This is a genomic window from Paraburkholderia sp. J67, from assembly GCF_905220265.1.
In the GTDB taxonomy this organism is placed as follows: Bacteria; Pseudomonadota; Gammaproteobacteria; order Burkholderiales; family Burkholderiaceae; genus Paraburkholderia.
This window is the reverse complement of the sequence record NZ_CAJMZK010000004.1, coordinates 166,095-189,094: the sequence shown is the minus strand read 5'-3', so window position 1 is coordinate 189,094 and position 23,000 is coordinate 166,095. Positions and strand designations below refer to the sequence as shown.

25 protein-coding genes are annotated in these 23,000 nt (G+C 64.6%); 17 read left to right on the top strand and 8 right to left on the bottom strand.

All coding sequences use genetic code 11. The annotated features are described in order from the left end of the window. Window positions 1-136: 136 nt before the first annotated feature. Complete coding sequence (locus tag U5782_RS10420) at window positions 137-343, top strand: DUF3185 family protein (protein ID WP_027815843.1); 207 nt, start codon at window positions 137-139, stop codon at window positions 341-343. 47 nt (window positions 344-390) lie between these two features. On the opposite strand, the gene U5782_RS10415 is transcribed toward U5782_RS10420, so the two are convergent. Beyond that, window positions 391-1,155 (bottom strand): phytanoyl-CoA dioxygenase family protein, encoded by a 765-nt coding sequence (locus U5782_RS10415; RefSeq protein ID WP_322043732.1) that lies wholly within the window; start codon window positions 1,153-1,155, stop codon window positions 391-393. 524 nt (window positions 1,156-1,679) lie between these two features. On the opposite strand from U5782_RS10415, the gene U5782_RS10410 reads away from it, so the two are divergent. Further along, window positions 1,680-2,039, top strand: a complete 360-nt coding sequence (locus tag U5782_RS10410) for a hypothetical protein (protein ID WP_322043731.1) — start codon at window positions 1,680-1,682, stop codon at window positions 2,037-2,039. A 128-nt stretch (window positions 2,040-2,167) separates the two neighbouring features. On the opposite strand, the gene metK is transcribed toward U5782_RS10410, so the two are convergent. After that, entirely contained in the window at window positions 2,168-3,355 is a 1,188-nt protein-coding gene (gene metK, locus U5782_RS10405) for a methionine adenosyltransferase (protein WP_322043730.1), read from the bottom strand. 278 nt (window positions 3,356-3,633) lie between these two features. Here metK and U5782_RS10400 point away from each other — a divergent pair, with 278 nt between their 5' ends. Together U5782_RS10400 and U5782_RS10395 are read left to right on the top strand one after the other, a co-directional pair. Next, window positions 3,634-4,518, top strand: a complete 885-nt coding sequence (locus U5782_RS10400; protein WP_322043729.1) for a lipid A biosynthesis lauroyl acyltransferase — start codon at window positions 3,634-3,636, stop codon at window positions 4,516-4,518. Between the two features lie 89 nt (window positions 4,519-4,607). Next, window positions 4,608-4,946, top strand: a complete 339-nt coding sequence (locus U5782_RS10395) for a YggL family protein (RefSeq protein ID WP_322043728.1) — start codon at window positions 4,608-4,610, stop codon at window positions 4,944-4,946. Between the two features lie 53 nt (window positions 4,947-4,999). Here the strand turns inward: U5782_RS10395 and U5782_RS10390 are convergent, their stop codons facing one another. Genes U5782_RS10390 through U5782_RS10380 form a run of 3 tightly spaced genes read right to left on the bottom strand, consistent with a single transcriptional unit; the run spans window position 5,000 to window position 6,244 of the window. Next, window positions 5,000-5,212: a hypothetical protein gene (locus U5782_RS10390; protein WP_322043727.1), complete on the bottom strand. Its 213-nt coding sequence runs from the start codon at window positions 5,210-5,212 to the stop codon at window positions 5,000-5,002. Next, a complete protein-coding gene (locus U5782_RS10385) occupies window positions 5,212-5,694 on the bottom strand; it encodes a hypothetical protein (protein ID WP_322043726.1) in 483 nt (160 codons plus the stop codon). Before U5782_RS10385 ends, U5782_RS10390 begins: the two co-directional genes overlap by 1 nt. Before the next feature lie 25 nt (window positions 5,695-5,719). Further along, window positions 5,720-6,244 carry a PAAR domain-containing protein gene (locus U5782_RS10380; protein ID WP_322043725.1) on the bottom strand — a complete coding sequence of 175 codons (525 nt, stop codon included), beginning with the start codon at window positions 6,242-6,244 and terminating at the stop codon, window positions 5,720-5,722. Between the two features lie 357 nt (window positions 6,245-6,601). Here U5782_RS10380 and dapF point away from each other — a divergent pair, with 357 nt between their 5' ends. The 8 genes from dapF (at window position 6,602) to hslU (ending at window position 15,174) form a co-directional block, all read left to right on the top strand. Then, window positions 6,602-7,468 carry a diaminopimelate epimerase gene (dapF, locus tag U5782_RS10375; protein ID WP_322043724.1) on the top strand — a complete coding sequence of 289 codons (867 nt, stop codon included), beginning with the start codon at window positions 6,602-6,604 and terminating at the stop codon, window positions 7,466-7,468. A gap of 163 nt (window positions 7,469-7,631) precedes the next feature. Beyond that, window positions 7,632-8,315: a DUF484 family protein gene (locus tag U5782_RS10370; protein WP_322043723.1), complete on the top strand. Its 684-nt coding sequence runs from the start codon at window positions 7,632-7,634 to the stop codon at window positions 8,313-8,315. A gap of 45 nt (window positions 8,316-8,360) precedes the next feature. Then, window positions 8,361-9,305 carry a tyrosine recombinase XerC gene (xerC, locus tag U5782_RS10365; protein ID WP_322043962.1) on the top strand — a complete coding sequence of 315 codons (945 nt, stop codon included), beginning with the start codon at window positions 8,361-8,363 and terminating at the stop codon, window positions 9,303-9,305. A gap of 100 nt (window positions 9,306-9,405) precedes the next feature. Continuing rightward, window positions 9,406-10,608 carry a class I SAM-dependent rRNA methyltransferase gene (locus U5782_RS10360; RefSeq protein WP_322043722.1) on the top strand — a complete coding sequence of 401 codons (1,203 nt, stop codon included), beginning with the start codon at window positions 9,406-9,408 and terminating at the stop codon, window positions 10,606-10,608. A gap of 188 nt (window positions 10,609-10,796) precedes the next feature. Then, window positions 10,797-11,903: a CobW family GTP-binding protein gene (locus U5782_RS10355; protein ID WP_415914294.1), complete on the top strand. Its 1,107-nt coding sequence runs from the start codon at window positions 10,797-10,799 to the stop codon at window positions 11,901-11,903. A 599-nt stretch (window positions 11,904-12,502) separates the two neighbouring features. Next, window positions 12,503-12,922: an RNA polymerase-binding protein DksA gene (gene dksA / locus U5782_RS10350; RefSeq protein ID WP_322043721.1), complete on the top strand. Its 420-nt coding sequence runs from the start codon at window positions 12,503-12,505 to the stop codon at window positions 12,920-12,922. Between the two features lie 333 nt (window positions 12,923-13,255). Continuing rightward, window positions 13,256-13,792, top strand: a complete 537-nt coding sequence (hslV, locus tag U5782_RS10345) for an ATP-dependent protease subunit HslV (protein WP_103702740.1) — start codon at window positions 13,256-13,258, stop codon at window positions 13,790-13,792. A gap of 29 nt (window positions 13,793-13,821) precedes the next feature. After that, window positions 13,822-15,174 carry an ATP-dependent protease ATPase subunit HslU gene (hslU, locus tag U5782_RS10340; protein ID WP_322043720.1) on the top strand — a complete coding sequence of 451 codons (1,353 nt, stop codon included), beginning with the start codon at window positions 13,822-13,824 and terminating at the stop codon, window positions 15,172-15,174. A gap of 105 nt (window positions 15,175-15,279) precedes the next feature. Here hslU and U5782_RS10335 read toward each other — a convergent pair whose 3' ends face one another. Then, the gene (locus tag U5782_RS10335; protein ID WP_322043719.1) at window positions 15,280-15,822 is read right to left on the bottom strand and encodes a response regulator transcription factor; all 543 of its coding nucleotides are present in this window, start codon (window positions 15,820-15,822) and stop codon (window positions 15,280-15,282) included. Between the two features lie 76 nt (window positions 15,823-15,898). Further along, window positions 15,899-17,245: an ATP-binding protein gene (locus U5782_RS10330; protein ID WP_322043718.1), complete on the bottom strand. Its 1,347-nt coding sequence runs from the start codon at window positions 17,243-17,245 to the stop codon at window positions 15,899-15,901. A 128-nt stretch (window positions 17,246-17,373) separates the two neighbouring features. Here U5782_RS10330 and U5782_RS10325 point away from each other — a divergent pair, with 128 nt between their 5' ends. Continuing rightward, window positions 17,374-19,008 (top strand): hypothetical protein, encoded by a 1,635-nt coding sequence (locus U5782_RS10325; protein WP_415914293.1) that lies wholly within the window; start codon window positions 17,374-17,376, stop codon window positions 19,006-19,008. Window positions 19,009-19,024: 16 nt separating this feature from the next. Here the strand turns inward: U5782_RS10325 and U5782_RS10320 are convergent, their stop codons facing one another. After that, complete coding sequence (locus U5782_RS10320; protein WP_322043717.1) at window positions 19,025-19,237, bottom strand: cysteine-rich CWC family protein; 213 nt, start codon at window positions 19,235-19,237, stop codon at window positions 19,025-19,027. Between the two features lie 366 nt (window positions 19,238-19,603). Between U5782_RS10320 and argB the strand changes: the two genes are divergently transcribed. The 4 genes from argB to U5782_RS10300 all read left to right on the top strand — a co-directional run bounded on the left by argB (window position 19,604) and on the right by U5782_RS10300 (window position 22,941). Further along, entirely contained in the window at window positions 19,604-20,503 is a 900-nt protein-coding gene (argB, locus tag U5782_RS10315) for an acetylglutamate kinase (protein WP_322043716.1), read from the top strand. 158 nt (window positions 20,504-20,661) lie between these two features. Further along, window positions 20,662-21,429, top strand: a complete 768-nt coding sequence (locus U5782_RS10310) for a pyrimidine 5'-nucleotidase (protein WP_322043715.1) — start codon at window positions 20,662-20,664, stop codon at window positions 21,427-21,429. A gap of 173 nt (window positions 21,430-21,602) precedes the next feature. Further along, window positions 21,603-22,295: a nucleoid occlusion factor SlmA gene (gene slmA / locus U5782_RS10305; protein ID WP_322043714.1), complete on the top strand. Its 693-nt coding sequence runs from the start codon at window positions 21,603-21,605 to the stop codon at window positions 22,293-22,295. A gap of 61 nt (window positions 22,296-22,356) precedes the next feature. Further along, window positions 22,357-22,941, top strand: coding sequence for an HdeD family acid-resistance protein (locus U5782_RS10300; RefSeq protein WP_322043713.1), 585 nt, complete (start codon window positions 22,357-22,359; stop codon window positions 22,939-22,941). The last annotated feature ends 59 nt before the right edge of the window (window positions 22,942-23,000 follow it).

The window sequence follows — 23,000 nt, the reverse complement described above, 5'->3', positions numbered from 1 at the left end:
ATGTGGCGCACCGCGCGGCCTGCCATGTTAGCCAATCCGGGCGCTTCGTGCAGATGCCCATCATGTGGGACAGGGCAATGGACGTTGCCGCCTTGCTCGCCTACACTGCGGCGTCCGTCCCCTGCATGAGGTCTTTATGGTCAAAGCGCTTTCGTTCGCGCTGATCGCCTGCGGCGTCGCGCTGCTCTACTTCGGCGGTCAGTCGTTTCACTCGTTCTCGAATGACGTTTCGCGCCTCGTGACCGGCGCGCCCACCGACCGCACGATGATCCTGATCGTGGCCGGCGCGGCCGCGACCGTCGCCGGGCTCACGGGTCTCGTGGTCTCGGGGCGCCGGCGCTAGGCCGACGCTTTCCCCGCGACTTCCTCGCGCTCCCGGCTCGCCGTCGCTCAGACGAGCTTCACCTCGGGCACCGACGCCGAGCGCGTGCCCGGCAGCGGCACGTTGCTCGCGCCGTGGTAGGTGTAGACGAGCGAGAACTTCACGTCGTCGCTCTGGTTCTGGCCCGCCGAGTGCAGCGTGTTGCAGTGGAAGAACACGACATCGCCCTTTTGCAGCGTGGGCGAAGTCGCGCGGTCGATCCACGCCTGGTTCTCGGGCACATCGGAGCGGAAAAATTTGGCGTTGTCGAAGCTGCCCGAGGTGAACGGCGCCGTATGCGAGTTCGGCACGAACCACAGGCCGCCGTTCTCGATCGTCTCCGGTCCGAGCGCGAGCCACACCGACACCAGATCGTCGCGTTCGAACGACCAGTAGCGCACGTCGCGATGCCAGCCCGTGAGGCTGCCGTACGCGGGGTGCTTCGTCATCATGCAGTTGTGATGCGCGCGCGAGAGCACGGGCTCTTCGCCGAAGTACAGCTCCATCCAGCCGGCGATCTCGGGCGAGGTCGCCCATTGGCGGAAAGACGGGTGGCGCGAGTAGGCGTCGAGCAGACGCCGCACCGTATGGCCGCCAGGCGCATCCTTTGAGTCGGGCGCGCCGGGGTAACGCAAATCGGCTTCGAATTCCAGCGGCGCGGCGGCCGCCTCCAACTGCTCCTGCGCAACGCGCTTGATCTCGTCGCAACGTTCGGGCGAAACAAGCCCCGGCACCACCACGAAACCGCGCTCGCGCAGCGCCTGCACCTGTTCCTTCTTTGACTGGACTGACATGGGACTTCCGTTATTCGAGGCCTGCGTGGTCCGCGGCCATCCGGACCGCGGCTGCGGCGCCGCGCTAGCGCGCGCACCGTCTGTTCCGATTGTAAGAGGGCGCGCACGCGGCTGGAAGCGGGGCCGCACTGGCTTCGCGTGGACTTTGCACCAACATCGGCGCGCACTTCCTTGAAGCAGGCCGCACCGGCGTGGCGACAAAGGGTGCAATCGCATGCATCAGGAATGCGCAGGGCCGGGTATTCCGGGTATTAACCGACTTTCGGGCGTCATGATTCGCGTGTAGTCTGCCGGCATGTTGTTTTCCCACCCAGAACATCTATCGCGCGGACGGACCGCCGCCCAGCCCTTGCCCAGCAAGGGCGCGGCTCCGAGAGGTCCATCCCGGCGCGCCCTCCCCAGCCCTGCGCACGCCTCACGGCCTGTCCTGCATTTCCTTTTATTGTGACCACGCTGCAAACAGGCACGCTTGCTGCTCGAATCGATGCGCCGCGCGGCGCGCTTCGAACCTGATACCCAAAACCATGCACACCATTTCCGATACCCAACGCGTGACTCATGCCGCCCTGAAAGCGGCGCGCCCTGCCCGCCGTCATGTCGTGCGCGCCCTGCGCCACCATGCCGCGCGCACGCGCGCGCTCGCACAGCAGGTGCGTGCCGCTCATCCGGTGGACAGCATGCGCTCGTGGTTCCATACGTTCTTCTCGGTGCTGCGCCAGCGCGCAGGTTCACGCCACTTCTCACTGCGCACGCTGCTGTATCGCCCGAACGCGACGCTGCGCGCGCTTGCCGCGCCGTCGACCGTGCATACGGCGCGCAATCCGCGTCGGCCGCGCCGCATCACCGCGAGCAGCGAAGGCTGGTTCGGCTTCGCCATTCGTTAAAGCGCAAGCGGAACGCGTCACCGCCGCGCGCTGGCACGCTGAATACAAAAACCCCGCCAGGGCTTGCGCTCTGGCGGGGTTTTTATTGGCTGAGGACCGGCGCTAACGCCGGCCTTCGCGCGGCAGCTTTAAGCCAGCGCGCCCACCGGCTCCGTGCCGGCGGCTTCGGCCAGCGCGAGTGCGCGGTCGGTCGCTTCCCACGAGAATTCCGGCTCTTCGCGGCCGAAGTGGCCGTAAGCAGCGGTCTTTTCGTAGATCGGGCGCAGCAGGTCGAGCATCTGGATGATGCCCTTCGGACGCAGGTCGAAGTGCTCGCGCACGAGCTTCGTGATGGTGGCGTCCGAGACCTTGCCCGTACCGAACGTGTTGACCATCACCGAAGTCGGCTCGGCCACGCCGATGGCGTACGAAACCTGGATCAGGCAGCGCGACGCGAGACCTGCGGCGACGATGTTCTTCGCCACGTAACGGCCAGCGTAGGCAGCCGAACGGTCCACCTTCGACGGATCCTTGCCCGAGAACGCACCGCCGCCGTGCGGGGCTGCGCCGCCGTACGTGTCGACGATGATCTTGCGGCCCGTGAGACCGCAATCGCCCTGCGGGCCGCCGATCACGAAGCGACCGGTCGGGTTGACGAGGAACTTGATGTCGCCCTTGATGAGCTCGGCCGGGAGCACCGGCTTGATGACTTCTTCGATCACGGCTTCGCGCAGCGTGGCCAGATCGATGTCCGGCGAGTGCTGCGTCGAGAGCACGACCGTGTCGATTGCGTGCGGCTTGCCGTCGACGTAACGCACGGTGACCTGCGACTTCGCGTCCGGACGCAGCCAGGGCAGACGGCCGTCACGGCGCAGGTTCGACTGGCGCTCGACCAGACGGTGCGAGAGGTGGATCGGCAGCGGCATCAGTTCGGGCGTTTCGTCGCACGCATAACCGAACATCAGGCCCTGGTCGCCCGCACCTTGATCGAGGTTGTTGTCGTGCGCACGGTCCACGCCCTGGGCGATGTCCGGCGACTGCTTGTCATAGGCGACGAGCACCGCGCAACCGCGGTAGTCGATGCCGTAGTCGGTGTTGTCGTAGCCGATGCGCTTGATCGTGTCGCGCGCGACCTGGATGTAATCGACGTTGGCCGTCGTGGTGATTTCACCGGCGAGCACGACGAGACCCGTGTTGCACAGCGTTTCCGCTGCAACGCGCGAGTACTTGTCTTGCGTGAGGATGGCGTCGAGAATCGCGTCCGAGATCTGGTCCGCGACCTTGTCCGGATGGCCTTCCGAAACGGATTCAGAAGTGAAGAAATAGTCGTTTGCCACGTGTAAGGCTCCTTGTAGCTGGTGACGGTTGAATTTCACGTAGCCAGCTTCGGGAGCTTTGAAGCGGCGACGCTTTAGCGGATTACATGCCCGGCTAGCTCATGCACGCACACTTAGCTCCTTGGCGCGATACATGACAAACCGGCTTCGCCCCGCAAGTTGTCTATTAACTCGGCGAAGCCCTTATTATAGCGACTTCCCCAATTTGTCGCAGAGTCACGCCGAGTGTTGTCAATCGTTTTCTCCACCGTTCACTGGCACATCGCGGGAGCCGCCCTATGCTAGGCAAGCTCGGCTCACGTTTCGCCATTGGTCTGCTGAAACTTTTCGCGATCCTACCCTATGGCTTCGTCGCCCGCCTGGGTGACGGCCTGGGCTGGCTGCTCTACCAGATCCCGAGCCGCCGCAAGCGCGTCGTGCACACCAACCTGCGCCTGTGCTTCCCCGAATGGAGCGAAGAAAAGCGCGAGGAAGTGGCGGGCCAGCATTTCCGCCAGGCCATTCGCAGCTATATGGAGCGCAGCGTGCAGTGGTTCGGCTCGGCGAAGAAGCTCGAAAAGCTCGTGCAGCTCGACAGCGAGATCGACCTCACCGACCCCAATCTGCCGCCCACGCTGTTCCTCGGGCTGCACTTCGTCGGCATCGAGGCGGGTTCCATGTTCCTCAACTATTCGCTGCATCGCCCGTGCGGCTCGCTTTATCAGCCGTTTTCGAACCCCGAATTCGAAGCCGCCGCGAAAGCCGGGCGCAGCCGCTTCGGCGCCGAAATGGTGAGCCGCGCGGACAGCGCGCGCGCCGTGCTGCGCTGGCTGCGCGACAAGAAGCCCGTAATGCTGGGTGCGGATATGGACTACGGCATGCGCAATTCCACCTTTGTGCCGTTCTTCGGCGTGCCCGCCTGCACGCTCACAGCGGTCGGCCGCCTGGCGAAAGTGGGGCATGCGCAGGTCGTGCCGTTCATCGGCGAAGTGCTGCCCAATTACAAGGGTTATCGGCTCAAGGTGTTCAAACCTTGGGAGAACTATCCCACCGGCGACGATGAACAGGACGCGCGCCGCATGAACGCGTTTCTCGAAGAGCAGATTCCGCGCATTCCGGAGCAGTATTACTGGGTTCACAAGCGCTTCAAGACGCGTCCGCCGGGTGAGCCGGGGGTTTATTGAAGCGGATCCATCGGGACGCCGCCTGCGATGGCGGCAGGCTCCAGGATCCATGATGTTTTTCTCACGTTGACGCTTTATAGAGGTTGCAGATGGCAGCACGCCACAACCAACGCCAGCGCAAGAAACTGCGTCTGGGTGAGTTTCAGGAACTGGGGTTCGCTGTGTCCGCAGCGCTTCACCGCCCGCTCGATGTCGAGCAGCGCGACATCCTGATCGACGCCTTCATCGAGGAGTGCGTCGAGGCGAGCGGTTTGTTGTTCGGCGGTGGCATGAGTTCGACGCTGAGCGGCTATCTCGTCGCGGACGGCATTCGCGCATCGGCCACCGATGCGCAGCGTGAAGCCGTACGTGCGTGGCTCGACGCGCGCGCCGAAGTAGAGTCGGTCACGGTCGAACCGCTAAGCGACGCGTGGCACGGGCACGCTTGAAATCGGTGCTGCCGGGATAGAAAAGCCGACTCGCGAGGGTCGGCTTTTGCGTTCTAACCGGTCGGATCCGGATCACCAACGGTTTCGTCGCCCGAAAGCAACCCGGATAGCTCTTCGGGGCGCAGCCGTCGCATCGTCTTCTCAATCTTGTGGTCGTATCGCCGGTCGTTGGGATCAAGGCCGCCGGCGCGCGCCTTTCGCGCGTACTGCTGAACGAAGCAACCCAGCGCTCCGGCCAGACGGGCGCGCTTTCGACCGTCGCTCACTAGCGGGACTCGCGGGCGATCGTACCGCCCTCAATCACCAAATGTCGGGCATCGCGTTGCCTCTCGAAGAACCGCCAGCTCTCGTCATCCGATGTTGCGTCTGTGGCGATCACCAGGCGGAGTGCTTGCGACAAGGAAACGACGAGACCGCAATCCGGGCTGGCAGATAGTCGCTCGACAACAATCGGTTGACGCCGCGCCAACATCTGCTGCAACCGCATGACGAACGCGTTTGCCTCTTCATCAGAGCACGCGAGCGACTTCTCGGTTGCGATGATATTTCCCTCTTCGCTTAAGGCCCATGGGCACTGAACATGCAGTGCCCATGCGCTGACCTGCCTCGGAACACCGTAAAAATTCTTCTCCTCACGTTTTGGACCAAAACCTAACGTGAGCATATCCGCCGCGCGACTGATGCCGCTCCACTCCAGTCCGACAAGGATGGACAGGCGGCGCTCAACTTCTATTTGATCGTTGATCATCAGAACTTCCTCAAGCCGTCTGGCGTTACCACAAGTTGAACATGTCTTTGGCCCGCTCCATGATCTCGTGAAATCCCATAGGAGGTTCGCCGCCGAGTTCATAGTGAAGCTGCTGGGCCTGCTCTGGAGTCAGGCGCAAAATTCTGGCAACGTCATTGGTCTGTTTGTTCTGCGCGAGATGGTTGCGCGGTCGTCCCTCGCTACCGGCTAACTGCATCTCGTCGCCACTGACAGGAGCGGGCACGTATTGATACGACTGGACCCCACTTGCTGGATTCAATGACGCGATGCCCTGTGAGGCCACCAAGGTCGAAGGCTGGCAATTGCAGATGCACTTGTCCCCAGCTTGAACGAGCTGCCGGCCATTAATCGTCACCGTTGCCGAACCCTGAGGTAGGCTCTGGGCATATCCGATCGCCCCGCACTCAGGGCAAGACACGCGCGCGCCGATGAACGACAGCGGCCGACAGTCCATTGAAACGCCGCCAGCACCGTCGAGAACCACGCCGCCGACCGTCGTTCTATCGCCTGCACGGATGAAGTTGCTCATTTGATCCTCTTCGCGTCGCTGGGGCCATGTACGTAGCACGCTTACCGACGGCCGACCTTGCGCTACATTGACCAGCTAGCATTCGATGCAAAAAGCATACTTTCGCCGCTTCAAAACGTTGCCCGTAAGAGCGCGTATGAGAGCGAAAGCCCTGCCTGGCGGCCCATAAGAAATGCCCCGGTTTCTTCACCGCCCCGCCCGCATCCTTGGTGCGACCGCAAAGCCAACACTATCAACGTGTATCATTCGATTTCAGCCCAGCGCGGCCCAAATGGGTCGCCACTCGGGTCGCCACGCGAGTTTTCCATCCCCGACCACGACGGAAAACCCTTGTGCAGCAAGGAAAAGAGAGAACACGTGAAGCTTAGATTCACCAAGATGCACGGCGCGGGCAACGACTTCGTCGTGCTCGACGGCTACACCCAGACGCTTTCGCTCACGCCGGAGCGCGTGCGCGCGCTCGCCGACCGCCACTTCGGCGTCGGCGCGGATCAATTGCTGCTGGTCGAGAAACCGACCATCGACGGCGTCGATTTCCGCTATCGCATCTTCAATTGCGACGGCGGCGAGGTCGAGCACTGCGGCAATGGCGCGCGCTGCTTCGTCAAGTTCGTGCGCGACCAGAAGCTCACCGACGCGCGCCGCGTGCGCGTGCAGGTCCAGAAGGGCGTGATCACGCTCGTCATGCAGGAAAACGGCGAAGTCGTGGTCGACATGGGCAGCCCGGTGTTCGAGCCGGTCGAGGTGCCGTTCGACGCCAGCGGCCTTGAAGGCCGTCGCGAAGGTAACGACACGCTCTGGCCGCTCGAGGTGAATGGCCAGACGCGCTGGATCTCGGCCGTGTCGATGGGCAATCCGCACGCGGTTCAGGTGGTCGACGACGCCGAAGCCTTCGCGGTCCTCCAGGACGGCCCCGTGATCGAGAAGCACGCGCGCTTCCCGAACAAGGTCAACGCGGGCTTCATGCAGATCGTCTCGCGCAACGAGGTCAAGCTGCGCGTATTCGAGCGCGGCGCGGGCGAAACGCTCGCGTGCGGCACGGGCGCGTGCGCGGCGGTGGCGGCAGGGATTCGCCGCGGCCTGCTCGACTCGCCGGTGAAGGTCCATACGCACGGCGGCATGCTCACGATCGCCTGGGACGGCGCGCGTGACGAAAGCACCGCGCTGACGATGGCGGGCCCCGCCACGACCGTCTTCGAAGGCGAAATCGACATCGCGGATTGAAGCAGGCAACAACGCAGCAAACCTGGTAATCGCAGCACCCAGCACTACGCAAGACCTTGAGCGCCGCGAACGTATCCGCGGCGTTGTCACGATAGATCGCCTCATCCGGCGTGCAGCTGCGCGCCGCTTCCTGACCGAACGCGCTTATTGACGTATTAACGACATGACCGATCGCGAAGTCGCCGATTATCTGCTTGCCAACCCCAACTTCTTCGTCGAGCACGCCGAACTGCTGGTCTCGCTCAAACTGGGCAATCCGCACGGCAAGGCCGCCGTGTCGCTCCAGGAGCGCCAGATGGAAATGCTGCGCGAGAAGAACAAGCATCTGGAGCTGCGCCTGTCCGAGCTGCTGCGCTACGGCCACGAGAACGACAGCATCGCCGCGAAGATGGTCCACTGGACCTCGCTCGTGCTCGCCGAGCGCGATCCGCACGCGTTGCCGCGCATGATCGCCGAGCGCCTGCGCACGGAATTCGACGTGCCGCAGTCGGCGCTGCGCGTCTGGGATGTCGCCGAAACCCATGCGCAGGCGAGTTTCGCGAAGCACACGGGTGAGGAAGTGCGTCTCTTCGCCAATGGCCTCGAAACGCCGTATTGCGGCGCGAATACGGGCTTCGAAGCGGCGCAATGGCTCGACGGCGCCGAAGGCGAGCCGCAATCGGTCGCGATCATCGCGCTGCGCAAGCGCGCATCGGATGAAGAACGCGATCCGACCGGCGAGGCGTTCGGCCTGCTCGTGATGGGCTCGCCCGATCCGCGCCGTTTCCACGACGGCATGGGCACCGATTTCCTGCGCCAGATCGGCACGCTCGCGAGCGGTGCGCTCGCGCGTCTGTTGCCGCATTGACCCCACCCTGAAGCTGTTGTGACCCGTACCGAAGAAGCCGTCACCGTGAACCCGACCGATCCGATCGCCGACTACCTCGACACCCTCGAGCACGTGCGCCGGCTCTCGGCGCACACGCTGCGCGGCTATACGCATGAGCTCGACGAGCTGAAAAAGCTCGCCAATGGCCGGCCGCTCGAACAGGTCACGCCCGCCGATGTGCGCGGCGCGGTGGCGCGCGCGCACGCGGGCGGCCTCTCGGCGCGCTCGATCGCGCATCGGCTCTCGGCCTGGCGCGCGTTCTATCGCTGGCTCGCGGGACGCATCGAACTCGACGCGAATCCGGTCGCGGCGATACGCGCGCCTAAACGCGCGAAGACGCTGCCGAAAGCGCTTTCCGTCGACGACGCCACGCGGCTCATGGAAGCGCCCGGCGCAGCCAGCGAAGCCGCCGCGGGCAGCCTCGAAGCGCTGCGCGATCAGGCGATGCTGGAGCTGTTTTATTCGTCGGGCTTGCGTCTCGCGGAGCTCGTGGGCCTCGATGTGCACTACATGCGCCGCGATGGCTACGAATCGGCTGGCTGGCTCAAGCGCGACGCCGCGGAAGTCGAAGTGCATGGCAAAGGCGACCGGCATCGCGTCGTGCCCGTCGGGCGCAAGGCGCTGGACGCGCTCGATGCGTGGCTCGCCGTGCGCCACACCTGGGTCAAGCACGACGACGCCCCGCTCTTTCTGTCCGTGCGCGGCAATCGCATGGCGCCGGGCGTCGTGCGCGAGCGCGTCAAGCGCGCCGCACTGCTGGCCGGCATTCCGGCGAACGTCCATCCGCACGTGTTGCGGCACTCGTTCGCCACACATCTGCTGCAATCGAGCGGCGATCTGCGTGCGGTCCAGGAACTGCTCGGCCACGCCAGCATATCGGCCACGCAGGTGTACACGTCGCTCGATTTTCAGCATCTCGCGAAGGTGTACGACAACGCGCATCCGCGCGCGAAGAAGCGCGAAGAGTAAAAACTCTTAAGACCTTCGCCCGCATTCACCGTTTCTTGCGCGTCCGGCGCCCTCGCACAGGGCCTGCGGACGCCGCCGCATCACTGGCATCGCATCCATCATGAATATCGTCACTCTCAAGCCGTCGAAAGAAAAATCCCTGCTGCGCCGCCATCCGTGGGTCTACGCCAACGCGATCGATCGCGTCGACGGCAAACCCGCGCCCGGCGCCACGGTGATGGTGCGCTCGCACGATGGCCGCTTTCTTGCGCGCGCCGCGTACAGCCCGCATTCACAGATCCGCGCGCGCGTCTGGAGCTTCGACGAAAACGAGCCGATCGACCATGCGTTCTTCAAGCGCCGCGTGCAGCGCGCGCTCGCGCATCGTCAGGCGATGGTGAAGGACACGGGCGCGGTGCGTCTGATCTTCGGCGAGGCGGACGGCCTGCCGGGTCTGATCGTCGACTGGTACACGGAAGACGCGCAGAATCCGCGCGGCCAGCTGGTCTGCCAGTTCATGGCGGCGGGTGTGGAAGCGTGGAAAGACGCGATCGTGAACGCGCTGACCCAGGCGACGGGCTGCCCGAACGTCTACGAACGCTCGGACGTGTCGATCCGCCAGAAGGAAGGGCTCGAGCAGATCACCGGGCTTTTGGCCGGCGACGAGCCGCCCGCGACGATCATCGCGAACGAGAACGGCGTGCGCTATCACGTCGACGTGCGCAACGGCCACAAGACCGGCTTCTACGTCGATCAACGCGATAACCGCGCGCTGGTGCAGACCTACGCCGAGGGCCGCGACGTGCTCAACTGCTTCTGCTACACGGGCGGTTTCTCGCTCGCGGCGATGAAGGGCAACGCGAAACGCGTGGTGTCGATCGACTCGTCGGGCGAGGCGCTGGCCACGGCGCAGAAGAACGTCGAGGCCAACGGCTTCGACGCCGAACGCGCGACCTGGCTCGACGCCGACGCCTTCAAGACGCTGCGCCGCCTGCACGAAGAAGGCGAGCGCTTCGACCTCGTGGTGCTCGATCCGCCCAAATTCGCGGCCTCGCGCGAGCACGTGGATCGCGCCGCGCGCGCCTACAAGGACATCAACCTCACGGGCTTCAAGCTGCTGCGCCCGGGCGGTCTGCTGTTCACGTACTCGTGCTCGGGCGCGATCGACGCGGAGCTGTTCCAGAAGATCGTCGCAGGCGCGGCCGCCGACGCGAAGGTCGACGCGCGCATCATCAAGCGCCTGGGCGCCGGGGTCGATCACCCGCTGCTCACGGCCTTCCCCGAGGGCGAATACCTCAAGGGCCTGCTGTTGCAAATCGCCTGATACGGCCTTATCTGCATGCGATTCGCGTCGCGGCGCACGCTAGCGATTCGACCCCGAAACGGGTCTGCGCAAGCATGCCCTGCGCACCTGCCGCAGATATGATTCAATAGATAGTTATGTTGTAACACTGGCGACAGGGCGCGCGGACCGCGCGCCGCGCCCTCACCGACATTCACCAGGCAAAGAGCATGGCAAACAGCATGATTCCCGTCACGATCCTGACCGGCTTCCTCGGCAGCGGCAAGACCACGCTGCTCAAGCGCATCCTTAACGAGAACCACGGCATGAAGATCGCCGTGATCGAGAACGAGTTCGGCGAAGAGAACATCGACAACGAAATTCTCGTGCAGGACAGCAACGAGCAGATCATCCAGATGAGCAATGGCTGCATCTGCTGCACGATCCGCGGCGACCTCGCACGCGTGCTCGGCGACCTCGCGCAGCAAAAGCGCGACGGCAAGCTCGACTTCGAGCGCGTCGTGATCGAAACGACCGGCCTCGCCAATCCGGGCCCGGTCGCGCAGACCTTCTTCATGGACAACGAGATCGCCGACACCTTCCTGCTCGACGCGATCATCACGCTGGTGGACGCCAAGCACGGCAACAAGCAACTCAATGAGCATGAAGTGGTGCAGCGTCAGGTGGGTTTCGCCGACCGCATCTTCATCACGAAGGCCGATCTCGTCGATGCGAAGGAAGTCGCCGACCTGCGTCACCGCGTGCTGCACATGAACCCGAAGGCGCAAGTGCGCGAAGTGAACTTCGGCGAAGCGGACATCAAGGAAGTGTTCGATCTGCGCGGCTTCAACCTGAACGCCAAGCTCGAAATCGACCCCGACTTCCTCGCCGAAGACGAGCACGATCACGCGCATGACCATGCGCACGCTCACGATGACCACGGCCACGCGCACGGCGATCATGCCGACTGCGATCACGATCACGGCCAGTGCACGCACGAAGGCCACGACCACGGCCATCATCACCACGCGCACCACGACGACAAGATCAAGTCGTTCGTGTACCGCAGCGACCGCCCGTTCGATCCGAACCGCCTGGAAGACTTCCTCGGCGGCATCCTGCAGATCTACGGCGAGCATCTGCTGCGCTACAAAGGCGTGCTTTACATGAAGGGCGTGGACCGCAAGGTCGTGTTCCAGGGCGTGCACCAGATGATGGGCAGCGACCTGGCCGCCAAGTGGCTGCCGATCGAAAAGAAGAACAGCAAGATGGTGTTCATCGGCATCGAACTGCCGACGGATCTGATCACCGACGGTCTCGACGCCTGCCTCGTCTGAAATCCGTGACGACGCAACCAACGGCGCACGCGATACGCTGAATTCGCGATCCCGTCGCCTTGACGCCCGGCCTTGCGCCGGGCGTTGTCGTTTTTGGCGCCCTTGCGAAGCGCGCAATTCGGTCTTTCCGTGCGCTGCACATCAAATAACGTACCCGACCATCGCTTTTTCACGATTGGCGCGTTATATTTTCTGGATATCGAACGTAAGCCGATGCCGTCATTGCAGGGATTTCCCGCTTGCGGCGCGAGTTTGCGGTTCGGTTACAATACGGCCCCACTGGAAGAGAGGCGCCCCGGAGTCTCCCAATCACCGGTCTCCGGCAGGATTTCATTTCCCCGGCTACGCATCGCGCGTCTCAGCGCGCAGCCGGTACGAAATATGCCTCTTTGCATCTGAACGACGGTTTCCAGAGGAGTTCGGCCCCGCAGCGGCGCTCAGGCGTCACGACAATTCACCGTCCGTGCCCGCCGGCGCGCACCTTGGCGCGAAAAAAGCGCGCGCATATCGCGGTTTTGGGTGGTAAGGCCACTGCGGGCAACACAAAAGTGCAGGCAAGATGTGCCAGTTTTGCCTCACTCATTGAAGAAGCAAGCCAGATGACGACGACACGACTCTTGACCGAAGCCGAAATCCTGAAGATGAGCGACAAGGATTACATGAACGAGGATCAGCTCGCCTTCTTCAAGAACCGGCTCGAACAGCTGCAAGCGGAAATTCTCCGTAATGCGGGCCAAACCACCGAGAATCTGCGCGAAACCGTGATCGTTCCCGATCCGGCCGACCGTGCGACGATCGAGGAAGAGCATGCGCTCGAACTGCGCACGCGCGACCGCGAACGCAAGCTGCTGAAGAAGGTGCAGCAATCGATCGCGCGCATCGAATCGGGCGATTACGGCTGGTGCGAAGAGACCGGCGAGCCGATCGGCATCCCGCGTCTGATCGCGCGCCCGACCGCTACGCTCTCGCTCGAAGCGCAGGAGCGCCGCGAACTGCGCCAGAAGCTGTTCGGCGACTGAGCGGCTCCCGGCGGCGCCACGTTCTTCGTAGGCGCGTGCCGGATCGACTGCCTTCCTTGTCGAAGCGCACGGAGTCCCGTGCGCTTTTTTTATTGCGCGCACCGGGCCCCCGGCACGCCACCGCCTCGTTCCCCTTATCCCGTTTTCTGCGCAGCGAGCCCTTGAACTGCCCGCTGCCGCCCTAAACTTCTACCGACACGCCCGCTCGCGCAGCCCGCAGTAAAGTCTGCGGACCCGCGCGGCGCGTACCGAATCCCGACGGCGCGGCGCAACGGCATCAACTGCGCCGCCGCGCCTGTCCCTACCTGGCATCAACGGTAAAAAGGAACGCACATGGAGCAATTTCACGGCACGACGATCGTATCCGTGCGTCGCGGCGACAAGGTCGCCCTCGGCGGCGACGGTCAGGTGACCCTCGGCAACATCGTCATGAAGGGCGGCGCCAAGAAGGTGCGACGCATCTACGGCGGCAAGGTGATGGTGGGCTTCGCGGGCGGCACCGCTGACGCGTTCTCGTTGCTCGACCGCTTCGAAGCCAAGCTCGAAAAGCATCAGGGCAATCTCACGCGCGCCGCTGTCGAGCTCGCCAAGGACTGGCGCACCGACCGCATGCTGCGCCGTCTCGAAGCGATGCTGATCGCCGCGGACGCCACCACCACGCTCGTCATCACCGGCAACGGCGACGTGCTCGATCCCGAAGGCGGCATTTGCGCGATCGGCTCGGGCGGCTCGTATGCGCAAGCCGCCGCCAAGGCGCTCGTCGACAACACCGACCTCTCGCCGCGCGAGATCGTCGAGAAGTCGCTCGAGATCGCCGGCGACATGTGCATCTATACGAATCACAACCGCGTGATCGAGACCATCGAGTAACCCGCCTCCCAGACGACAAGGAATCAAGGATGAGCACCATGACCCCCGCCGAGATCGTCTCGGAACTCGACAAGCACATCATCGGCCAGGCGAAGGCGAAAAAGGCCGTGGCCGTCGCGCTGCGCAACCGCTGGCGCCGCCAGCAGGTGGCCGAGCCGCTGCGCCAGGAAATCACGCCGAAGAACATTCTCATGATCGGGCCGACGGGCGTCGGCAAGACCGAAATCGCGCGCCGCCTCGCCAAGCTCGCGGACGCGCCCTTCATCAAGATCGAAGCGACCAAGTTCACCGAAGTGGGCTACGTGGGCCGCGACGTCGACAGCATCGTGCGCGATCTCATCGAAATTTCGGTGAAGCAGACGCGCGAAACGGAAATGCGCAAGGTGCGCAGCAAGGCCACCGATCAGGCCGAAGACCGCATCCTCGACATCCTGCTGCCGAGCGCACGCCCCGTGGGCTTCGGCTCGACCGATGCGGCCGCCACGACGGGTGAAGGCGACAACGCCACGCGCCAGACTTTCCGCAAGCGTCTGCGCGAAGGCCAGCTCGACGACAAGGAAATCGAGCTCGACGTCGAACAGCCGCAAGCGGGCATGGACATCATGGGGCCGCCGGGCATGGAAGACATGACCGAGCAGATCCGTTCGATGTTCGCCAATCTGGGCGGCGGCAAGAAGACGCGCCGCAAGGTGAAGGTCAAGGAAGCGTTGAAACTGCTGACCGACGAAGAAGCGGCGAAGATGCTCAACGACGAAGAGGTCAAGCAGAAGGCCGTGCAGAACGTCGAGCAGAACGGCATCGTGTTCCTCGACGAGATCGACAAGATCGCTTCTCGCAACAACGAAGGCAGCGGCGGCGGCGAAGTGTCGCGTCAGGGCGTGCAGCGCGATCTGCTGCCGCTCGTGGAAGGCACCACCATCAACACGAAGTACGGGATGATCAAGACCGATCACATCCTGTTCATCGCGAGCGGTGCGTTCCATCTTGCGAAGCCGAGCGATCTGATTCCCGAACTGCAAGGCCGTTTCCCGATCCGCGTGGAACTCGACTCGCTGTCTGTGAAGGACTTCGAAGCGATTCTGGTCGCCACCGACGCGAGCCTCGTCAAGCAGTATCAGGCGCTGCTCGCAACCGAAGACGTGCAGCTCGATTTCGCCGAAGACGGCATCCGCCGCCTCGCGGAAATCGCTTATTCGGTGAACGAAAAGACCGAGAACATCGGTGCGCGCCGTCTCTATACGGTCATCGAAAAGCTGCTGGAAGATGTGTCGTTCGCCGCGGGCAATCACGCGGGCCAGAGCGTGCGCGTCGATGCCGCTTACGTCGACAAGGCGCTCGGTGAAGTCGCGCAGGACGAAGATCTGTCGCGCTACGTGCTGTAAGCGCAGGCGACGCTGATCGTCGCTTAAAGCCACATCAAACAAAAAGCCCTGCAAACGCAGGGCTTTTTTCATTACAGCGGCATTAAAGCGGCGAAGCGCGCAGCGTCACTGCTTGACCGGACGCTTCGCGAGCTTGCGTTGCAGCGTGCGTCGATGCATGTTGAGCGCTCGCGCCGTGGCCGAGATATTGCCGCCGTGTTCGGACAGCACGCGCTGGATGTGCTCCCACTCGAGGCGCGCGACCGAAAGCGGCGCAGGATGCTCGATGGCCGCATCGGCCTGCAGTGCGCTCGCGTCGCCTTGCAGCGACGTGAGGATCATTTCGACGTTGGCGGGCTTGGCAAGATAGTTGTCCGCGCCATCCTTCACGGCCTGAACCGCCGTGGCGATGCTCGCGTAGCCCGTGAGCACGAGCATGCGCGCGTCGGGCTGGAGATCGCGCAGCGGCGCGATCAGCGTGAGGCCCGAATCGTTGCCCAGATGCAGGTCGACCGTGATCTGCCCGAACTTCTGCTGGTTCGCGAAGCGGATCGCTTCTTCGGCGTTGTGCGCCTGCTCCACCTGGTAGCCGCGTCGCGTGAGACCGCGCGCGAGGATGTCGGAGAAGACTTCGTCGTCGTCGATCACCAGAAAATTCATATCGCTCATGCCACTTTCTCCGTGTTTCACCGATGTTTGTTCAGGCCGCGCCGGGGTGGGTCGCCCCCTGGCCTGATGCCATGTCCTAACGTGTTGCCGCCGCGCTGTCGTGCGAGCCCGCGGTCGAGGTCGCCTCGCCGGCCAGCGGGCCCTCGCTCACCGGCACGCGCAGCACCGCGCGCGTGCCGCGCGCCTTGCGCGGGCGGGCGCCGCCGGCCGTGCCGTTTGCCGGGCTTGCGGCCGGAGCGTCCGTGAGATCGATCGAGCCGCCAAGACGGGCCGCCGAGGAAAACGCGAGATACAGGCCCACGCCATGACCGCCCTGCGTGCTGTCCACGGGCGCCGCGCCCAGCGACGCGCGCAGCGACGGCGGGATGCCCGGCCCCGCGTCGCAGACTTCGAAATCGATATACCCCGGAAGCGGCAGCGCGCGTAGCGTCACAAAGTCGCGGCTCGCGCGCGCGGCGTTGTCGAGCAGGATGGTGAGGATCTGCCCGACCGCCACGGTGTCGTCGAGGCACAGCTCGTTTGGCGTATCGCCAAGCAGTTCGAAATGCACATGCGGATGACGCAGACGCCACTGCTCGACGAACGGTCCGAGCCATTCGTTCACCGCCTGACGGCTGCCCGTGGACGACGCGCGGCTCCTGAGCCGCGCAAGCGCCGACGTGCACAGCGTGATCTGCTTGTCGAGCAGCTCGAGATCGGCGGAATACGGCGCGAGCCCCTTGTCGCTGCGCGCGATGTCGCGCAGTTCCTCGGTAAGCATGGCGATACTGGAAAGCGGCGTGCCGATCTCGTGCGCGACGGTCGCCGCCTGCACGCCGAGCGCCACCGCGCGTTCGTCGCGCAACAGGCGCTGCTGCGCGTCGGCGAGCGCGTTCTCGCGCTGGCGCAGCGCGCGCGACATGCGCGCCACGAACCACACGATCAGCGCGACGCTCACCATGAAGTTCACCCACATGCCCGCGCGATAGTAGTCGAACAGATTCGCCGGGTTGTCGAGATTGAGCGGGACGTTGTCGAAGCCGAGCAGCACATAGCAAACCACGGCGAAGCACGCGAGCCACGCGGTGAGATACCACGGCAGCACGGCGGCCGCGATGGCCAGCGACGGCAGGTAGAGCGAAACGAACGGATTGGTCGTGCCGCCCGAGAGAAATAGCAGTGCGGAAAGCGCGCCCAGATCGACCCATAGTTGACCGAACAGTTCGAGATCGGACTCGGGACGGTCCTGGGTGACACGCAGCCAGGTGACGCCGTTGAACGCCACTTCGAGGGCGATCACGAACAGCATGGCGGGCAGCGGCAATTGCACGCCGAAGAAGAATTGCACGAACGCAATCGTGCACAGCTGGCCGATGATGGCGAGACTGCGCAGCCAGAACACATGGCTGAGATTGACGCGGGCACTGACAGTGATGCGATGCATGGTGTCAGTTTACCTGTTCGTGCTTCCTGTTCGGACTTGTCTGATTCATCGTCTTGAAAAGGTTTGATTCAATGTCTGTCATCCGCCGACAGCAAGTTGGCGACTATTTCTGACAAGGCAGGCAGCAGATGACTTCCGTTACGCACGATCCCGTCCAGAAGACGCGCGACCTCTTTCTCGATTTCGTCGACGCCGCCTGCGGCGATATGTCATCGGTGAACACGCTGCTGGACGCCACCCGCGCAGCGCTGCGAGATCTCAACGACGATGCGCTCATGCTCACGGCCGCGCGTGCCCAACAACCCGAACTGGCCAACGAGGCAATCCGCCTCTGTGCCGCGATTGCCCGGCTCGAACCGCAACGGGCGGCGGCGTGGTTCGCAGCCGGCCTTGCGCTCCAACTCGCAAATCGCCACGCCGACGCCGTAGCACCTTACCGCCGCGCACTCGCAATCGATCGAACGTTTCCAAATCTGCGCAACAATCTTGCGACCGCCTTGATGCAGATCAATTCAAACAACGATGAGGTCGCGGATCTGCTCGGGGAAAGCATTGCGGCGCATCCCAACGACGTCAACGCATGGATCAATCTCGGGCGCCTGCGCCCCAACGAGATGGATACCGCACGGCCGCTGGAGGCAAGCCGTCGGGCCGTGGCGCTCGCCCCGCACAACGCGCTCGCCCTCAACAATCTTGCGATGGCCTGCAAGGAAGCCCAGCACTGGGACGAAGCGGAGCGCACCGCCCGCGCCGCCTGTCAGTATGCCCCCAATGACGCTTCGATACGCCTGAACCTGTCGATGACGCAGCTGCTGCGCGGCAACTTCGCTGATGGCTGGGCCGATCATGAGTTGCGCTGGCAAGGGGCGAGTGAGCTGGCTTCCGGCCGCCCGGTCTTCCCGAAGCCCCAATGGCTGGGCGAACCGCTCGCGGGACGCACGCTGCTGGTCTGGGGCGAACAAGGCATGGGTGATCTGCTGCAGTTCTGCCGCTACATTCCGCTGCTGGCCGAACGCGTGCACCGCGAAGGCGGGCGGCTCGTCTGGAACTCGTTTCCGCAGATGGGCGAGCTGCTCTCGCGCAGCCTGGGCGGCCATGTCGATGTCTATAGCGCGGGCGGCGGTGTCGAAAACCTGCCGCCCTACGACTGCGAGATCTCGCTGCTGAGCCTGCCGCTCCTCTTCGGCACGACCGAAGCGACGATTCCCGGCCCAACCGGTTATCTCGCGCCCGCCAGCAACGCCGCCGCGCACTGGCGCGAACGGCTCGCGAGCGAGCCGCGCCTGAAGGTCGGGCTCACCTGGACGGGCAGCCTCATGCACAAACGCAACCCGTTCCGGCGCGTCGGGCTGGAGCGGTACGCGCGCCACTTCGGCGGAGTCGAGAACGTGGCGTTCTACTCGCTGCAACCCGGCGCGCAAGCCGACATCGAAGCCGCGCGCGCAGCGGGCTTCGAGGTGCACGACTACACGCAGGAGTGGAAAACCTTCGACGACACCGCTGCATTCGTCGACGCGCTCGATCTCGTGATTTCGGTGTGCACGTCGAGCGCCCACCTGGCCGGTGCGCTCGGCCAGCGCACGTGGGTGCTGCTGGACGTAAATCCGCACTGGGTCTGGATGCTCGATCGCAAGGACAGTCCGTGGTATCCGAACACCACGCTCTATCGGCAACAGCACTTCAGGGAATGGGAGCCGGTGCTCGACAACGTCAGCGCCGATCTGGCGAAGCTCGCCGCCACGCATCGGGCGAAGGCGGTCTGAGCGCCGGGCGCGAGCGTCAGCGGGTCGCCCCGCCCGCAGCAACAGCGGCGGCGAGGCATTCGGGGCACAGACAACGCCCGCGCGGGTCGAGCTGGTTCGCGGGCACGGCGGGCAGCGCCTTGCACCAGCAGTCGAATGGCTCGGTGTTGCGGCCGCAGTCGAAAGCGGTGCCGCAGCGCGGACAGCGCGCGCGCTTGAGGGCGTCAGCAGATGGGGCGGAGGCGGTCATGGCGGCGCGCTCCCTGGAAAGCCGGCCAGGCGATGAAGAAATGATGCCACAGTGCGAGCCGTATCCAGGCACCCGCACGGGTCCCGCGCTGACGCCCCTATTCACAGCAACTGCACGCCACCCGCTGCCATGTCACGAGCAATTCACGAAGATTGACGCAATATCAGAGAAGATGCGCCATGATGACGCCGCAGCGCCGCCTGCTGTCGCGTCGTTGCATCGCCACCCGCCCGACCTATCGAAAACCCTGTTGCAGCGCGCCAGTCCTGTACAATTCGCCCTGTTTCCGGCCTGATTGGCCCGCGCTTTCGCTAGTGCGCCCGTTCAGGTGTTTTTCGCCCCGTTTTCCTGTCCAGTCCCGCCGCCATGTCCGAGCCCATCGACCTCTCGCAGATCGCGCCTACCCTGAAAGCCGAAATCCTGGCCGAAGCCCTGCCGTATATCCGCCAGTACCACGGTAAGACCGTCGTCATCAAATACGGCGGCAACGCCATGACCGAAGAGCGTCTCAAGCAAGGCTTCGCGCGCGACGTGATCCTGCTCAAGCTCGTGGGCATCAACCCGGTCATCGTGCACGGCGGCGGCCCGCAGATCGACACGGCGCTCAAGAAGATCGGCAAGCAGGGCACCTTCATCCAGGGCATGCGCGTCACGGACGAAGAAACGATGGAAGTCGTCGAGTGGGTGCTCGGCGGTGAAGTGCAGCAGGACATCGTCACGCTGATCAATCACTTCGGCGGCCACGCAGTCGGCCTGACCGGCAAGGACGGCGGCCTGATCCACGCGCGCAAGCTGATGATGCCGGATCGCGACAATCCGGGTCAGTACATCGACATCGGCCAGGTGGGCGAGGTCGAGGCGATCAACCCGGCGGTCGTGAAGGCGCTCCAGGACGACGCGTTCATTCCGGTGATCTCGCCGATCGGCTTCGGCGAAGACGGCCTGTCGTACAACATCAACGCCGACCTCGTGGCGGGCAAGCTCGCCGTCGTGCTGAACGCCGAAAAGCTCGTCATGATGACGAACATCCCGGGCGTGATGGACAAGTCGGGCAACCTGCTGACCGACCTCTCGGCGCGCGAAATCGACGGCCTGTTCGAAGACGGCACGATCTCGGGCGGCATGCTGCCGAAGATCTCGTCGGCGCTCGACGCGGCCAAGAGCGGCGTGCGTTCGGTGCACATCATCGACGGCCGCATCGAGCACTCGGTGCTGCTGGAAATCCTGACCGAGCAACCGTTCGGCACGATGATCCGCTCGCACTAAGCGTGCGACCCGCCGGCGGCGCCCCTCGCGCTGCCGCCGGCGTTGCGTCTGTCCGGCAACGGTTTCGTAGCAGTGCCCCCGCGCGCGGCGTCCGCGTTGTTTGCCGCCTTCCTGCCCGCGCCTTGATTGCATCAACGCAGCTCGATGAACGCAGCACGATGAACGTCTCCCGCCCGCTTCGCCGCCGGCCGCATGCCGCACGCGGTTCACGCGGCGCCTGTGCCCCCGGCCGCCACACGCCCGTCTGGCTCTTCGATCTCGACAACACGCTGCACGGCGCGTCGCGCGCGATCTTCCCGGCCATCAACCGGGGCATGACGCAGTACATCATCGACGCGCTCGGCGTGAGCCGCGACGTCGCCAATCATCTGCGCATCAGCTACACGCAGCGCTACGGCGCGGCGTTGCTCGGCCTCACGCGCCATCATCCGATCGATCCGCACGACTTCCTCAAGGTCGTGCACACGTTCCCCGATCTGCCCAACATGGTCCACGCCGAGCGCGGTCTCGCACGCACGCTCGCGGCGCTGCCGGGCCGCAAGATCGTGCTGACCAACGCGCCCGAGGTGTACGCGCGCGCCATGCTCGCGGAGCTGGGCATCGAGCAGTTGTTCGAGCGGGTCGTGGCGATCGAGCACATGCAGTCGCGCGGCCGCTGGCGCGCCAAGCCCGACCACGGCATGCTGCGCGCCGTGCTGCGCGAGGCGCGCGCGCCGCTCGCGGATGCGATCCTCGTCGAGGACACGCACGGGCATCTGAAGCGCTACCGGCGCCTGGGCATCCGCACGGTCTGGATCACGGGGCACCTGCCCGCGCACATGGTGCGCGGCGGGCGGCCCCACTATGTCGATCACCGCATTCGTTCGTTAAAATCCCTCCAGCGCGGCCTGCAACACGCGCCGTTGCGGGGCCGGCCGCGCGTCTGAAGCGCCTGAGGCGCCTGACGACGGCAAGCGCGACGCCCGACGGACCACGGGCGCGGCCTGCGACACACCCATATTCACCCGGAGCGCATGCGCATCCGGTGCGACGATAAACGGCAAGACTCAAGCGGCGCGGCGGCATGACAGTCCGCCAGCCGCACTCAGGGGCGACATTCATGCAGCCGAGCCAAACGCGTGACGCAGTCGTAGCAGCCGCAGCACCCGACTCACCCGATGCACCCGAAGCCGCACCGCGCCGCAGCCGCCCGAAGCCGGGCGAGCGGCGCATCCATATCCTCCAGACGCTCGCCGCCATGCTCGAAACCCCGCGCGGCGAGAAGATCACCACGGCAGCGCTGGCCGCGCGCCTAGGCGTTTCCGAAGCGGCGCTCTATCGCCATTTCGCAAGCAAGGCCCAGATGTACGAAGGCCTGATCGACTTCATCGAGCAGACGCTGTTCGGCCTCATCAACCAGATCGTCGAAAAAGAGCCAGGCGGCGTGCTGCAGGCGCGCGCGATCGCGCTCATGCTCGTCAACTTCGCCTCACGCAATGCCGGCATGACGCGCGTGCTGACCTGCGAGGCGCTGGTGGGCGAGCACGAACGCCTGGCCGAGCGCGTGAACCAGATGCTCGATCGCGTCGAAGCGTCGCTGCGCCAGTGCCTGCGCGTGGGTCTCGCCGAGGACCGTGAGGCCGGTGCGCGCACGCCCGGCGCAGCGGCCTTGCCGAACGGTTACGATCCGGCGGTGCGCGCGAATCTCGTCGTACGTTATGTGATCGGCTGCTGGCACCGCTATGCGCAAAGCGGCTTCACGCGCTTGCCCAGCGAGCACGCCGACGAACAGATTCGCGTGATCCTGCAATAACGCAGCCGCTCGTTGTGCGCGTTGTCTGAGAAGGGCGGCCATCAGCACGGAGCGACCGCGCATGAACCGTCCCATCCCGCCCATCGGCCTGCCGCCGCTGCTCACCAGTCTGTCCGCCCACTGGGGATGGCTGCTTGCGCGCGGCGTCGCTGCCATCTTGTTCGGTCTGCTTGCCTTCGCGTGGCCCGGCCTCACCGTGCTCACGCTCGCCATCGTCTGGGGCGCCTATGCGATCGTCGATGGCGCCTTCGCACTGATCTACGGCGCGCGCGGCGGCGGCACGCGGCGCTGGGCTTATATCGTGGTCGGACTGATCGGTCTGATCGCCGGCCTCGTGGCGTTCTTCTGGCCTGGCGAAACGGCCATCGTGCTGGTGATGATCATCGGCTTCTGGGCACTCGCCGTGGGCATCTTCGAGATCATCTACGCGATCCAGTACCGCCATGCCATTGCGCATCCGTGGGCGGTCGGCCTCTCGGGTTTGCTCTCGGCGGCGGTGGGCTTTTTCATCGTCATGTTTCCGGGCGCGGGCGCGCTCTCGCTAATCTGGGTAATCGCCGCCTACGCCGTCTTCTACGGCATCCTGATGATCGTCGCGGCGCTGCAATTGCGCCGCTGGCGCCACGCGCATCCGGCCACGCGCTGAGCACGCACCGACTACGTGTGCGCATGGGCGAGCCACGGCCCTGGCTTGCCCGAACGGTT

Bases quoted from the DNA above. Each gene is read 5' to 3' on its own strand.
- hslV (WP_103702740.1), top strand. From the start codon at position 13,256: ATGGAGCAATTTCACGGCACGACGATCGTATCCGTGCGTCGCGGCGAC.
- hslU (WP_322043720.1), top strand. From the start codon at position 13,822: ATGAGCACCATGACCCCCGCCGAGATCGTCTCGGAACTCGACAAGCAC.
- U5782_RS10330 (WP_322043718.1), bottom strand. From the start codon at position 17,245: ATGCATCGCATCACTGTCAGTGCCCGCGTCAATCTCAGCCATGTGTTC.
- U5782_RS10415 (WP_322043732.1), bottom strand. From the start codon at position 1,155: ATGTCAGTCCAGTCAAAGAAGGAACAGGTGCAGGCGCTGCGCGAGCGC.
- dksA (WP_322043721.1), top strand. From the start codon at position 12,503: ATGACGACGACACGACTCTTGACCGAAGCCGAAATCCTGAAGATGAGC.
- U5782_RS10395 (WP_322043728.1), top strand. From the start codon at position 4,608: ATGGCAGCACGCCACAACCAACGCCAGCGCAAGAAACTGCGTCTGGGT.
- U5782_RS10380 (WP_322043725.1), bottom strand. From the start codon at position 6,244: ATGAGCAACTTCATCCGTGCAGGCGATAGAACGACGGTCGGCGGCGTG.
- U5782_RS10310 (WP_322043715.1), top strand. From the start codon at position 20,662: ATGAACGTCTCCCGCCCGCTTCGCCGCCGGCCGCATGCCGCACGCGGT.
- U5782_RS10370 (WP_322043723.1), top strand. From the start codon at position 7,632: ATGACCGATCGCGAAGTCGCCGATTATCTGCTTGCCAACCCCAACTTC.
- U5782_RS10325 (WP_415914293.1), top strand. From the start codon at position 17,374: ATGACTTCCGTTACGCACGATCCCGTCCAGAAGACGCGCGACCTCTTT.
- U5782_RS10360 (WP_322043722.1), top strand. From the start codon at position 9,406: ATGAATATCGTCACTCTCAAGCCGTCGAAAGAAAAATCCCTGCTGCGC.
- argB (WP_322043716.1), top strand. From the start codon at position 19,604: ATGTCCGAGCCCATCGACCTCTCGCAGATCGCGCCTACCCTGAAAGCC.
- U5782_RS10420 (WP_027815843.1), top strand. From the start codon at position 137: ATGGTCAAAGCGCTTTCGTTCGCGCTGATCGCCTGCGGCGTCGCGCTG.
- U5782_RS10300 (WP_322043713.1), top strand. From the start codon at position 22,357: ATGAACCGTCCCATCCCGCCCATCGGCCTGCCGCCGCTGCTCACCAGT.
- U5782_RS10355 (WP_415914294.1), top strand. From the start codon at position 10,797: ATGGCAAACAGCATGATTCCCGTCACGATCCTGACCGGCTTCCTCGGC.
- slmA (WP_322043714.1), top strand. From the start codon at position 21,603: ATGCAGCCGAGCCAAACGCGTGACGCAGTCGTAGCAGCCGCAGCACCC.
- U5782_RS10385 (WP_322043726.1), bottom strand. From the start codon at position 5,694: ATGATCAACGATCAAATAGAAGTTGAGCGCCGCCTGTCCATCCTTGTC.
- U5782_RS10335 (WP_322043719.1), bottom strand. From the start codon at position 15,822: ATGAGCGATATGAATTTTCTGGTGATCGACGACGACGAAGTCTTCTCC.
- U5782_RS10400 (WP_322043729.1), top strand. From the start codon at position 3,634: ATGCTAGGCAAGCTCGGCTCACGTTTCGCCATTGGTCTGCTGAAACTT.
- U5782_RS10320 (WP_322043717.1), bottom strand. From the start codon at position 19,237: ATGACCGCCTCCGCCCCATCTGCTGACGCCCTCAAGCGCGCGCGCTGT.
- U5782_RS10410 (WP_322043731.1), top strand. From the start codon at position 1,680: ATGCACACCATTTCCGATACCCAACGCGTGACTCATGCCGCCCTGAAA.